Origin of the sequence: Caballeronia terrestris (assembly GCF_001544515.1) — a bacterium.
In the GTDB taxonomy this organism is placed as follows: Bacteria; Pseudomonadota; Gammaproteobacteria; order Burkholderiales; family Burkholderiaceae; genus Caballeronia; species Caballeronia terrestris.
This window is the reverse complement of record NZ_FCOL02000028.1, coordinates 1-12895: the sequence shown is the minus strand read 5'-3', so window position 1 is coordinate 12895 and position 12895 is coordinate 1. Positions and strand designations below refer to the sequence as shown.

Below are 12895 nucleotides of genomic sequence, written 5' to 3'. Positions count from 1 at the left end.
TTGCAGGTTCATACGCAACCTGAGTCAACGCGTCTCTGCATTTGCGTTGGTCGGAGCCACCGGCCCGATCGGCGTTGAAGTCCAACCAAAATTTTCAGGGTAAAACATGAGCAAGTCACAAAAGGTTGTCGTCGTTACCGGCGCATCGCAAGGCATTGGCGCCGAAGTCGTGAAGTCATTTCGAAGACTCGACTATCGCATTGTTGCGACCGCACGGTCGATCAAGCCGTCCGACGACCCGAACATTCTCACGGTAGCGGGTGACATTGGTGATCCGGCAACTGCCCAGCGCGTCATTTCCGAAGGTATCGCACGATTTGGAAGGATCGATACGCTGGTGAACAACGCTGGCATATACATCGGAAAGCCATTCACCCAACATACCGCCGAAGACTACGCCGCGGTGGTGAATGTGAATATCGCGGGTTTCTTTCACATCACGCAACTCGCTATCGCCGAAATGGAAAGGCATTCGAGCGGCCACGTGGTTAGCGTGACATCCAGCACCGTTGACGCCGCAATCAGCGGTGTGTTTTCGGTGCTGGCCGCCCTGACGAAGGGTGGTCTGAACGCCGCCACGAAGTCGCTGGCGATCGAGTGCGCCAGGAAAGGTATTCGCGTGAATGCCGTCGCGCCGGGGATCATCAAGACGCCGATGCACGCGCCGGAAACTTACGAAGCGCTGGGAGCCTTTCATCCGCTTGGGCGCATGGGCGAGATGAGCGATATCGCCGACGCGATTCTGTTCCTTGATTCTGCACCGTTTATCACGGGAGAAATTTTGCACGTCGACGGCGGCCAGAGCGCCGGTCGCTAAAACCCTTTGGCACCTAAAGCAGGTGCCCTTTCGTATCCCAACAGCAAATTACTCATTCGAGAGTTCCTGGGATCACGCGTTGCACGCGTCAATCTTCTTCGTGCGAAATCCATGGCCGGCGCGCAATGCATGATTGTTTTTTCGTCAGTCCACGCCGTGAACGTGGCTGTATGGTGGCCTCGCAAATTCGGACAGTCGGATAAGTGGTTTGGCCGGGGCCTGAGCCAGCGAGAATGCTGGCAAAAGGAACCGAGGAAATAACGAAGAGAATCCAACGGATGCATTCAGTGGCGTTCAAAGCGAAGGTTTTTGCAAGCAGAACGAGCACCGTTCTCGCCGCCGCGATCTCGAGTGTCAACGCGCACGTGCGTGTTGCCCGTCTTGGCATTTCTGGCTGAAATTGTGCGAGTCCGTGCGAGAAGGTGCAAGTAGATTGCTATCCCCAAACCTGCGTCAAATAAGGGACTTCCGGGAATATCGAGAAAGGACGAGAACGTCTGAGAGCCTGGAGCGGCGGAAGGCAGCAGGAGTCGAACCTACCAGGGAGCGGCTGACGCCCCCTACTGAGTTTGAAGCTCAGCCGCACCACCGGATACGGATGCCTTCCTGCAACTAAAACGCGTGTGCGGGCAGCAGAAACTCAACCCAGCTCCTGCCACCGGCTATCACTACGCAATACATGCAAATCGCGGTGGAAGCGAGTATACCCAACGCGATCGAAGAATTCCAAAACCTGAATCGCGCGCTTGCGTCCCAGCCCGCTCGCATCGCGAAACGGCGCCGCGCCGAGCCTGCCGTCACGCTGCTCCGCTTCCGACGCGACCAGCCGCGCTAGCTCGCGAATCGCGTCGCGATGATAGAAGAGATCGCGCACGACCTGGAACACCTCGCCCTGTCGCGCGAGCTTGCGCAACAACTGACGCACCCGCCCCTCGTCGACGCCATGCGCGCCCGCCAGATTGCGCACCCACGGCGGATCGAAGCGTCCCGCTTCGATCGACGCCAGCAGCACGTCGGCCAACGCGCGTTCGGCGGCATCGAGCGTGACAGCGTGCTCCGGCAGATGCAGCCAGCGACCGCTTCGCGCGACTCGCTTTTCCTCGACGGAGGAATCGACGAGCGCGCGCCACAACGCGTCCGGAACCAGCGGGGCCGTGATGCGCCGCAGACGCGCCGTGTCCGGCCCCTGCTCATCCGGTGAGCGCTGATGAAACACGCGCAACGCTTCGATCAGACGCGTCGTCAGATCGACCCAGCGCGCGCCGGCCACGTACAGCACGTCATTCGGCAACGGCACCGTATGCGTGTCGGCGGGCATCGCGAGGGACGCCGCCGGCATTCCGCTCAAGTGTTCGAGCAACGAGCGCCGCAAGCCGTTCGGCGCCCGCGCGAGCAGATCATCGATACGATGCGTATCCAGCATGTCGACGAGCGCATCGAGCCACGCGCGCCGCTCCGGCGTGCGCCGCTTTCGCGCGGGGCCGAACGGATCGAGCACGCGCCCGCCGCCGACCGTACGGCTCGCCTGCGCGTTGCGCACGATAAAGCGATCGCCCGGCAGCGCGCACACGGGTTTATCGAAGACGAGTTGCACGCGGGCCGTCTCGCCCGGCGCGAGCGTATCGCCGTCGAGCAGCGCAACGTGCGCGACCTGATGCGTCGTGCCGAGATGCACGTGCAGCGGCGCCCAGTGCGTGAGCGTCGAGCCTGCGTCCGACAGCAGCGTGAGTTCGGTATCGATACGTTCCGACGTCGCGTTGAGCCGCGCATCGACGATCCAGTCGCCGCGCGCGATCGCGTCCTTGTCGATACCGGCGAGATTCAGCGCGCAGCGTTCGCCCGCGCGACCCGCCTGCGTCGCGCGGTTCTGCGCGTGGATGCCACGCACGCGCACGGGCTCGCCCTTAGGCGCGAGCAGCATCGTGTCGCCGGCATTCACGCGCCCCGCGAACACCGTCCCCGTCACGATCGTGCCCTGCCCGGCGAGCGTGAACACGCGATCGACGGCAAGCCGGAACAGCCCGTCGTCCCGACGCATACGCCAGTGCGCGGCCGCCTCGCGCAGATGCGTATCGAGTGCGGCGACGCCGGGGTCGTGCTCCTGCGTGGCGTTGGTATCGAAGAGTGGTGCGTCTCTCAACGGGCTCGTCGCGAGCCACGCTTTGATCTCCTCGCGCACTTCCTCCAGGCGCTCTCCATCGACGCGATCGATCTTCGTCACCGCCACCGCGCCGCGCGCTACGCCAAGCAATTCGAGGATCGCGAGATGCTCGCGCGTTTGCGGCATCACGCCGTCGTCGGCGGCGATCACGAGCAGCGCGAAGTCGATGCCGCACGCGCCCGCCGCCATCGTGTGCACGAGCTTCTCGTGGCCGGGCACGTCGATCAGGCCGAGCACGTCGCCGTTTTCCAGCGGCACGTACGCGTAGCCCAGTTCGATCGAAATGCCGCGCGCCTTCTCTTCCTTCAGACGATCGGTATCGACGCCCGACAGCGCGCGCACAAGCGTCGTCTTGCCGTGATCGATATGCCCCGCCGTGCCGACGATCATGCGTCGTTCGCCTGCGCGGGTTGTAGCTGAGCGATGAACGCGGCTTCGTCGTGCGCTTCGAGACAGCGCACGTCGAGACGCAGCGCATCGTCGGCGATCCGGCCGATCACCGGGCGCGGCAAGCCACGCAGCATCTTTTCGACGCGATTGATCTGCCGCCCGCCGCGCTTGCCGCTCGCGAGCCGGATCGTGAGGCCATAGCTCGGCAGCACGTCGACGGGCAGCGCGCCGCTGCCGATCTGGCTGAACATCGGCTCGACCTCGATCGCGAAATCCGCGCCGATCGCGTGCTGCAGCGCGGGCGCGACGCGCTCGGCTGCGTGGCGCATGTCGTCGGCGGCGCGCGTGAGGAGGCGCAGCGTGGTGAGCCGCTCGCGCAGAAACTCGGGCGCACGGTAAAGACGCAGCACCGGTTCGAGCGCGGCCAGCGTCAGCTTGCCGACTCGCAGCGCGCGCTTCAGCGGATGCTTCTTGATCTTCGCGATCAGTTCGCGCCGCCCGACGATCAGCCCCGCTTGCGGGCCGCCGAGCAGCTTGTCGCCGCTGAACGTGACGATGTCCGCGCCGCCTTCGACCGTCTCGCGCACCGTGGTTTCGCGCGGCAGGCCCCACTGCGTCAGATCGACGAGCGTGCCGCTGCCGAGATCGACCGCGACCGGGACATTGCGCGACTTCGCGAGCACCGAAAGATCGTTGAGCGCGACTTCCTTCGTGAAGCCGCTGATCGCGTAGTTGCTGCAATGGACCTTCATCAGGAGCGCCGTGCGCGCGCCGATCGCCTCGTCGTAATCCTTGAGATGCGTTCGATTGGTCGTGCCGACCTCGCGCAGCTTCGCGCCGGCGCGGCTCATGATGTCGGGAATGCGGAACGCGCCGCCGATCTCGACCAGTTCCCCACGCGACACGACCACTTCCTTTTTCGACGCCAGCGCCGACAGTACGAGCAGCACCGCCGCCGCGTTGTTGTTGACCACTGTCGCGGCTTCGGCGCCGGTGAGCTCGCAGATGAGTTCGTCGATCAGGTCGTCGCGATCGCCGCGGCTGCCTGTTGCGAGATCGAATTCGAGGTTCGCCGGCCGCGTCATCGCCTCGACGACCGACTGCACCGCTTCGTCCGGCAGCAACGCGCGGCCAAGATTCGTATGCAGGACCGTGCCGGTCAGGTTGAAAACGGCGCGCACCTTGCTGCGCGCGCGTGCTTCGAGCGCCGCGCCGACCGCTTGCGCCAGACGCGCTTCGTCGAGCGCATCGACGGACCCGCGGCCCGCCTGCGCTTCCACGCGCCAGTCGTCCAGGATGCGGCGCAGCGCGGCCAGCGCCTGCGTGCGTCCGTGCTGCGCGACGAGCGGCGCCATGCCCGCCGACGCCATCACGCGCTCCACCGACGGCACCCTCGCCATCAGCGACTTCAATTCGATACTGGTGACTTCGCTCACTCGGCTTTACCCCGTTTTTTATGCGGACCTTTATTCCTGGTCCTGCTTTTCGCCGGCGTGTTCCGGCCATAGCCACGGATTCGGCGATGCCCGCCGATACCCCTCCTCGCCCATCAGCAGATCGAGCGTGAGGCTCGCGAGATCGTCCGCGAAGGGTTCGAAATCGTAGGCCTTGTTCTGATAGCCGATCTTGCGATACGTGCCGCACTCGTCGCACGATTCGGCTTTGAGCGGCGCGTCCTTCGCCTGCGAATCGCGGGCTTCCGCGTCCGCATCGGCCGCGCCGATCGCGTGATACGCAATGCCCTTCGTCGAGTCGCAATTCGAGCACTTCGATCGGACCATGTGCCACTCGGTGGCGCACAGGCCGCATTGCAGATAGCGGTAGTTATCCGACGGCCCGCCGACGCGCACCACGCTCGCGACCGGATGCGAGCCGCAGACCGGGCACAGCCCCGGCGTATCGATGTACGGCACCTGCGATTTGTCGATGCGGCTCACGAGGTCGGTCCACACGACTTGCAGCGCAGCCGCGACGAACGGCGCGCTCGCCGGATCGACCTCGGCGAAGCGCTGCGCGAAGATGGCGTCGGCCTGGGCGTCGAGCGCGGCGGTATCGAGCGCGCGCAGCTTTGCGATCAGTTGTGACAGCGTGGGCGTGAGCGGGCCGGCCGCCGTGATCCTGTCGAGCAATTGCAGCAGAACGTCGCGCCAGGCGGGATCGCGCACGCCCGAGAGCGCGGGGATCAGCGGCATCGAATGCTGTTGGGCGCTTAGCAAGAGTTCGGCGCTGGGCGGCGTGGCTTCGAAGTTCGTCAGCGTTTGGTGCTGCGCATCGGCGAGCACGGCCATCAGGCGCAGATAGCCGGCAATGGGATTCGCGGCATCGGCGAGCTGGCGCAGACGCGCGGCGCGCGCGGGAAACACGGCGTCGCGCTCAGGCATGCGGATGCGCGGAATCGCTGATGGATCGAGCGACTGAATCTGCTCGGGTTCGAGAATGCGTTGGACCACGGAGTACCTCGGAAGACGGAAGGCGCGCGATGATGATTGCATCGCAGGCCATCAAACTGACAGAGCGCGCACAGCGGAAGTTTCGCCAAACACGGCGCAAACCCTTGCTGTCCTGCTGCGAAGCACTCGATTCGCACGGGCCGAAAAATGGTTGAAGGATAGCAGTTTCGGTCGCTTATCGTCGGCAGGAAAGCGGCTTGAAATCAAGAAGGCCACTGCCTTCGACGAAGACAGTGGCCCCGATCGCCAATCAAGGCGAAGCATGCAAATAACTACTTCCCGATAATCTCCTTGAACCACCTCGGATGATGCTTCCTTGCCCATCCATAAGTGACCGTCCCGCGCGTCATCGCCCCGACCGATCCCTTGATCCAGATCGCCGCATAAATATGCACGATGATGCCGATGATCAGCACGAAAGCCGCCACCGCATGCACGAGAGAAGCAAGCCGGATGATCCCGATCGGAAAATAGAACGAGAAATACCGCCGCCAGATCACGATCCCGCTCGCAAGCAGCAGGAACAGGCACGCGACCATCGTAAAGAACAGCAGCTTCTGCCCGGCGTTATACCGCCCGATCTCCGGCAGCTTCTCTTCGCGATTGGCGAGCACGTCGTTCATCTGCTTCATCCACTGCACGTCGCTCTTGTCGAGATAGTTGTGATGCCAGAACCGCAGCATCAGCACGAAAAACGACAGGAACATCACGACGCCCACGAACGGATGCAGGATGCGCGTCCACTGCCCGCCGCCGAGCACGAAGTACGCCCACGACATCGCCGGATGAAACATCGCGAGCCCGGACAGCGCCAGCAGCACGAACGTGATCGCCGTGATCCAGTGGTTGCTGCGCTCGTTCGGCGTATAGCGGACGATCAGACGATTGCCCTCGACGTCTCTGAGTTCATGCTTCAAGTTATCGTGCTTCATCTGAACGCTCCTCTCTACGCTGGGCCAGCGCCTCTTCAGCTTCGCGTTGCGCTTCCCGTTCCTCTTCCGCCGTCACCTCGTTCGGACCGACACGCGTGTAATGGAAGAAGCCCGCCACCGCCGCAACCGCCATGCCGGCGAGCGCGAGCGGCTTCGCCAGCCCCTTCCACAGCGACACCATCGGGCTGATGTGCGGATTCTCGGGCAAGCCGTGATACAGCGTCGGCTTGTCCGCGTGGTGCAGCACGTACATGACGTGCGTGCCGCCGACGCCCGCCGGATCGTACAGCCCGGCGTTCTGGAACCCGCGTTCCTTCAGGTCCTCGATGCGCTCGGACGCCTGCTGCTTCATGTCCTCCTTGGTGCCGAACATGATCGCGCCGGTCGGACAGGTCTTCACGCAGGCCGGTTCCTGCCCGACCGCGACGCGATCGGAGCAGAGCGTGCACTTGTATGCGCGATGATCCTGCTTCGAGATGCGCGGCACGTTGAACGGGCAGCCCGTCACGCAGTAGCCGCAGCCGATGCAGTTCTCTTCATGAAAATCGACGATGCCGTTCGTGTACTGCACGATCGCACCCGGCGACGGACACGCCTTCAGGCAGCCCGGGTCCTCGCAATGCATGCAGCCGTCCTTGCGGATCAGCCACTCGAGGTCGCCCGCCTGGTTCTCGTATTCGGAGAACCGCATGACGGTCCACGAATGCTCGGTCAGGTCGCGCGGGTTGTCGTACACGCCGATCGAATCGCCCACTTCGTCGCGCAGGTCGTTCCATTCCATGCAGGCCGTCTGGCACGCCTTGCAGCCGATGCACTTCGATACGTCGATCAGCTTCGCGACCGTCCCCGTCACCGGTTCGCGAACCTGCGGCGAAGGCGTCGTGGTGGCGGAGACGCGCTTGATATCCAGTGATTGCAGAGCCATCTCTATCCCCTTATGCCTTCTCGACCTTGACCAGGAACGACTTGAATTCCGGTGTCTGCGAATTCCCGTCGCCCACGGAAGGCGTCAGCGTATTGATGAGATAGCCCGGCTGCGTGAGGCCCTTGAATCCCCAGTGCAACGGAAGTCCGACGGTCTGCACCTTCTTCCCCTCGATCATCAGCGGCTTGATCCGCTTGGTCACGACGGCCACCGCGACGATATGCCCGCGATTGCTCGACACCTTCACGCGATCGCCCGCGACCACGCCCACTTCCTTCGCCAGGTCCTCGCCGATCTCCACGAACTGCTGCGGCTGAATGATCGCGTTGAGCTTCGCGTGCTTGGTCCAGTAGTGGAAATGCTCGGTCAGGCGATACGTGGTCGCCGTATGCGGGAAGTCCTTCGCGACGCCGAACGCCGCGCGATCGTCCGGGAACACGCGCGCCGCCGGGTTGCTGACGGCGAGCTTGTTGTCCGGGAACAGCGGGTTGTACCCGAGCGGATTCTCGAACGGCTCGTAGTGCGAGGGGAATGGCCCTTCGTTCATGCCGTCGCGGGCGAAGAAGCGCGCCACGCCTTCCGGATTCATGATGAACGGATTCATGCCGTTCTCCGGCGGCTCGTCGGCCTTGAAGTCCGGGATGTCGGCGCCCGTCCACGACTTGCCGTTCCACGCGATCAGCTTGCGCGTCGGGTCGAACGGCTTGCCGCTCAGGTCGCACGAGGCGCGGTTGTACAGGATGCGCCGGTTCGCCGGCCACGCCCACGCCCAGCCGAGCGTCTGGCCGATGCCGGTCGGGTCGGAGTTGTCGCGCCGGCCCATCTGGTTGCCCGCCTGCGTCCACGATCCGCAGAAGATCCAGCAGCCGGAAGCCGTCGAGCCGTCGTCGCGCAACTGCGCAAAACTCGACAACTGCTCGCCCTTCTTCGCGAGGACCTTGGTTTTATCGACTGCGTCGGTGACGTCGGCGAGCGCTTTCCCATTGAACTCCATCGCGATTTCTTCGGGCGTCGGGCTTTCCGGGTCCGCGTACGGCCAGGTCATCTTGAGGATCGGATCGGGATACTTGCCGCCCTTCTCCTTATAAGCCTGACGGATGCGCAGCCACAGCCCCGACATGATCTCGAGGTCGCTCTTCGCTTCGCCCGGCGGCAGCGCGCCCTGCCAGTGCCACTGCAGCACGCGGCTCGAACTCACGAGCGAGCCGCGCTCTTCCGCGAAACACGAAGTCGGCAGGCGGAAGACTTCGGTCTGGATCTTGGCGGGATCGACGTCGTTGAATTCGCCGTAGTTCTTCCAGAACTCGGACGTTTCGGTCGCGAGCGGGTCCATGATGACGAGCCACTTCAGCTTCGACAGGCCGAGGCCGATCTTCGCCTTGTTCGGCGCCGCGGCGAGCGGATTGAAGCCCTGCGCGATGTAGCCGTTCATCTTGCCCTGCGCCATCAGCTCGAAGACCTGGAGCATGTCGTAGGACTTGTCGAGCTTCGGCAGGAAGTCGAAGCCGAAGTTGTTCTCGGCAGTGGCGTTGTCGCCCCACCACGACTTCATGAAGCTCACATGGAACGCGCGATAGTTCTTCCAGTAGCTGAGCTGATTCGGCCGCAGCGGTTGCGCGGCGCGCTTGGTGATGAACGTCTCGTAGTCCTGCTCGGGTTCGTTCGGCAGGGTCATGTAGCCAGGCAGCAGGTTCGACATCAGACCGAGGTCGGTCAGGCCCTGGATGTTCGAGTGCCCGCGCAGCGCGTTCATGCCGCCGCCCGCGATGCCGATGTTCCCCAGCAGCAACTGCACCATCGCGCCGGTGCGGATGATCTGCGCGCCGACCGAGTGATGCGTCCAGCCGAGCGCGTACAGCACGGTGCCGGCGCGCCCCGGAACCGCCGTCGATGCGAGCATCTCGCACACCTTCAGGAACTTGTCCTTCGGCGTTCCGCACGTCTTCTCTACCTGCTCGGGCGTATAGCGCGAGTAGTGCTGCTTCAGCAGGTTGTAGACGCAGCGCGGATGCTGCAGCGTCGGATCGACCTTGGCGAAGCCGTCGTCGCCGCGTTCGTAGTCCCACGACGATTTGTCGTAGCGGCGCTTGTCGGCGTCGTAGCCGGAGAAGATGCCGTCATTGAACGCGTAGTCCTCGCGCACGATGAACGCAAAGTCCGTGTAGTTCTTCACGTACTCGTGCTGGATCTTGTCGTGCGTGAGCAAATAGTTGATCACGCCGCCAAGGAACACAATGTCCGAGCCGGTTCGAATCGGCGCGTAGAAATCCGCGACCGATGCTGTGCGTGTAAACCGCGGGTCGACGACGATCAGTCGCGCCTTTCGATGCGCCTTCGCCTCGGTCACCCACTTGAAGCCGCACGGGTGCGCTTCTGCGGCATTGCCGCCCATCACGAGAATCACATCCGCGTTCTTGATGTCGACCCAATGGTTCGTCATCGCTCCACGGCCAAACGTCGGGGCAAGACCTGCCACCGTCGGGCCGTGTCAGACACGCGCTTGATTGTCGAATGCGAGCATGCCAAGACTGCGGACAGTCTTGTGCGTCAAATAACCGACTTCATTGCTACCGGCCGATGCCGCGAGCATGCCGGTGGTCAGCCAGCGGTTGACCTTCTTGCCGTCTGGCGTCGTTTCGACGAAATTGGCGTCGCGGTCTTCCTTCATCAGCTTGGCGATGCGGTCGAGCGCGTGTTCCCACGAGATGCGTTTCCACTCGTTCGATCCCGCCGCGCGATACTCGGGATACTTCAGACGGCTCGGGCTGTGAATGAAGTCGATCAGCGACGCGCCCTTCGGGCACAGCGTGCCGCGATTGACCGGATGATCGGGATCGCCTTCGATATGAATGATGCTCGACTTCGCGTTCTTGGCGTTGTCGCCCAAGCCGTACATCAGGATGCCGCAACCGACGGAGCAGTACGGACAGGTATTGCGTGTTTCAGTTGTGCGCGACAGTTTGTACTGGCGGACTTCAGCGAGCGCGGGCGCCGGCGAGAAGCCCATCAGGGCTAGGCTCGATCCGGCGAGCGTGCTCGCGGAAACCTTCAGGAACTGGCGCCGGGACATTTGCAGCATGGTCGCCTCGGGCGTTATGTGTGGGGGTGGCTGAATTATAGGGAAATCGATTACGGTTCGCCGATGCACTGGCACGGGGATTTGCCCGCATGCGCAGTGCCTGAGCGCGCGGCGGCGGGCATTCTACGGCAGACGCCTTGTGCCGCTGAAGCGCTGCCTCTATTAATAGGAAAGATGCATGTCCCACTGGAACGGATCGTGCTCGAAGCAAGCAGACTTATAAGACGAACATCAGACGAACGTACAACCATAGAGAAAACAGAGGTCCGAAATGAGCACGTTGTCCACGCAAAAAATTCAGGCCGTCGTCAAAAAGGATGCTTCCTGGGTCGTCGGCGCGCTCAAGCAGTTCGGCGAGGACCGCTGCGCCGCGATGGCGGCGAGCATCGCCTTCTATTCAGCGTTCTCGCTGGCGCCGACGCTCGTCATGGTGATTGCCGTCGCCGGCTGGGTGTTCGGCGCCGAGGCCGCCCGCGGACAGCTCTTCCATCAGGTGAATGGCCTGATCGGCGACCAGGCGGCGGCGGGCGTGCAGAGCATCGTCGAGAACGCGCACCGCAGCCGCGGGACCGGCATCGCCGCGATCATCTCGTTCGTGCTGCTGGCGGTCGGCGCGTCGGCGACGTTTTCTTCGCTCAATACCGCGCTCAACCTGGTGTGGCCGCAGACCGGTGAACAGAAATCGAGCGTCTTCGCGATGGTGCGCGTGCGCCTCATCTCGTTCGGGCTCGTGCTGGGCGTGGCGTTCCTGCTAATCGTCTCGCTCGTCCTCGATACCGCGATCCAGGCGGTCGGCCTGTGGCTCTGGGGCGATTCGCCGTTCGTGATCATCGGCGACATCGTGCAACTGGTCGCCGGGCTGGCGATCTTGTCGGTGGCGTTCGGCGCGCTGCTCATGTTTTTGCCGGACGCGAAAGTCGAATGGCGCGATGCGCTCGTCGGCGGCGTCATGTCGGCGGTACTGTTTTCGGCGGGCAAGAAGCTGTTCGCCTTCTATTTGACGCACGCGGGCACGGCGAGCGCGTTTGGCGCGGCCGGGTCGCTTGCGGTCCTGCTCATGTGGCTCTATTTCTCGGCGGCTGTTTTGCTGCTGGGCGCCGAGTTCTCCGCCGCCCGCGCGCGCATGCACGATCCGCGCGGTGCGTGGGGCCAGCAAAACGGCAACGTGCCGCCCGGCAGCCGCGCGAAGATCGGCTCGCTGCTGGCGGCATCGACGCGCGCCAACGGCAATACCGTCACGGGCGACGCCGCCGTCGCGCCTGCCGTACCGGACGACGCGCGCCGCTCGATCGGATCGCGCGCCGAGCGCTCGCAGCAACTGACGCAGCAGGCGCGCAAGAAGGTATCCGCGCTGAGCCGTGCGCTGACGCTGTCGCGCAAGGTCGTGAGTGTCGAAACGACGGCCACGCGCGCCACCGCCGAGGCGCTGATCGGCGCAAGCCGCAAGGCGACGCAGGCGAACGCGATGGTGCGCCGGCATCCTTGGCGTGCGGTGCTGCTTGCGGCATCGGCTGGGATGGCGGTGGCGATGCTGTCAGGGCGAGATGCGCGCCGAACGCCTGATAACGAAGCTAACGTCTGATGAAATCGCGCGGAAGCCCTACCGGCGCTTTCCTCTTTGTTACCAAAAGTAACTGCAATCCGCGTAAGCCGTTGGTAAAAGGGGTTGCGCCGAGGCCCCACTCGAACGCTGTCCGGAACTTTTCCGAGACACTTATGTCGCGCAACGATCCGCCTCAAACCCTTTATTGACGGCCTTCTGACCGAGTGTCTGTTTTTCGAGACAGTCTATTTTTTTCATTTCTGGAAATTATGAGACAGCGTTATTCTCAGCGCCGGCAACAACGATTTTAATCATTCGCGTGGAGAATTCGATGAAACGACTCGCACTGACGTCCCTCTCGCTGGCCTTGCTCGGCGCAGCTGGTGCGGCACAAGCACAATCCAGCGTGACGCTGTACGGCGTGATCGACGCAGGTCTCGGTTATGTCAGCCGCGCCAATACGAATGGCGACCATCTGTACGGCATGATCAACGGCAACCTGTCGGGCGACCGTTGGGGTTTGAAGGGTCAGGAAGACCTGGGCGGCGGCCTGAAGGCGATTTTCCAGTTGGAAAGCGGTTTTGACGTGGGCACGGGC

Annotated in this window: 9 protein-coding genes and 1 tRNA gene; 3 read left to right on the top strand and 7 right to left on the bottom strand. The window is 63.4% G+C overall.

From position 1 onward, the window contains the following. Positions 1 to 106 precede the first annotated feature (106 nt). Positions 107 to 817 carry an SDR family NAD(P)-dependent oxidoreductase gene (locus AWB67_RS21480; RefSeq protein ID WP_087658249.1) on the top strand — a complete coding sequence of 237 codons (711 nt, stop codon included), beginning with the start codon at positions 107 to 109 and terminating at the stop codon, positions 815 to 817. A gap of 514 nt (positions 818 to 1331) precedes the next feature. Here the strand turns inward: AWB67_RS21480 and AWB67_RS40840 are convergent. From AWB67_RS40840 to fdnG, 7 genes are all read right to left on the bottom strand, one after another. Continuing rightward, a tRNA-Sec gene (locus AWB67_RS40840) sits at positions 1332 to 1424 on the bottom strand. Between the two features lie 33 nt (positions 1425 to 1457). Continuing rightward, a complete protein-coding gene (gene selB, locus AWB67_RS21475; RefSeq protein ID WP_087658248.1) occupies positions 1458 to 3368 on the bottom strand; it encodes a selenocysteine-specific translation elongation factor in 1911 nt (636 codons plus the stop codon). Then, positions 3365 to 4768: an L-seryl-tRNA(Sec) selenium transferase gene (gene selA / locus AWB67_RS21470; protein ID WP_374729839.1), complete on the bottom strand. Its 1404-nt coding sequence runs from the start codon at positions 4766 to 4768 to the stop codon at positions 3365 to 3367. Before selA ends, selB begins: the two co-directional genes overlap by 4 nt. Before the next feature lie 66 nt (positions 4769 to 4834). Continuing rightward, positions 4835 to 5818, bottom strand: a complete 984-nt coding sequence (gene fdhE / locus AWB67_RS21465) for a formate dehydrogenase accessory protein FdhE (RefSeq protein ID WP_087658246.1) — start codon at positions 5816 to 5818, stop codon at positions 4835 to 4837. 272 nt (positions 5819 to 6090) lie between these two features. Then, positions 6091 to 6750 carry a formate dehydrogenase subunit gamma gene (locus AWB67_RS21460; RefSeq protein ID WP_087658245.1) on the bottom strand — a complete coding sequence of 220 codons (660 nt, stop codon included), beginning with the start codon at positions 6748 to 6750 and terminating at the stop codon, positions 6091 to 6093. After that, positions 6737 to 7675, bottom strand: a complete 939-nt coding sequence (fdxH, locus tag AWB67_RS21455) for a formate dehydrogenase subunit beta (protein ID WP_087658244.1) — start codon at positions 7673 to 7675, stop codon at positions 6737 to 6739. Before fdxH ends, AWB67_RS21460 begins: the two co-directional genes overlap by 14 nt. 10 nt (positions 7676 to 7685) lie before the next feature. After that, positions 7686 to 10754, bottom strand: a complete 3069-nt coding sequence (fdnG, locus tag AWB67_RS21450; protein WP_143328414.1) for a formate dehydrogenase-N subunit alpha — start codon at positions 10752 to 10754, stop codon at positions 7686 to 7688. Positions 10755 to 11025: 271 nt separating this feature from the next. Here fdnG and AWB67_RS21440 point away from each other — a divergent pair, with 271 nt between their 5' ends. Next, entirely contained in the window at positions 11026 to 12336 is a 1311-nt protein-coding gene (locus AWB67_RS21440; protein ID WP_087658241.1) for a YihY/virulence factor BrkB family protein, read from the top strand. 292 nt (positions 12337 to 12628) lie between these two features. Further along, the coding region (locus AWB67_RS21435) for a porin (RefSeq protein WP_143328413.1) at positions 12629 to 12895 on the top strand (267 nt) is incomplete at its 3' end.

Excerpts from the sequence above, each read along its gene's own strand:
- AWB67_RS21480 (WP_087658249.1), top strand. The coding sequence starts at position 107 with ATGAGCAAGTCACAAAAGGTTGTCGTCGTTACCGGCGCATCGCAAGGC.
- selB (WP_087658248.1), bottom strand. The coding sequence starts at position 3,368 with ATGATCGTCGGCACGGCGGGGCATATCGATCACGGCAAGACGACGCTT.
- selA (WP_374729839.1), bottom strand. The coding sequence starts at position 4,768 with ATGGCGAGGGTGCCGTCGGTGGAGCGCGTGATGGCGTCGGCGGGCATG.
- AWB67_RS21460 (WP_087658245.1), bottom strand. The coding sequence starts at position 6,750 with ATGAAGCACGATAACTTGAAGCATGAACTCAGAGACGTCGAGGGCAAT.
- fdxH (WP_087658244.1), bottom strand. The coding sequence starts at position 7,675 with ATGGCTCTGCAATCACTGGATATCAAGCGCGTCTCCGCCACCACGACG.
- AWB67_RS21440 (WP_087658241.1), top strand. The coding sequence starts at position 11,026 with ATGAGCACGTTGTCCACGCAAAAAATTCAGGCCGTCGTCAAAAAGGAT.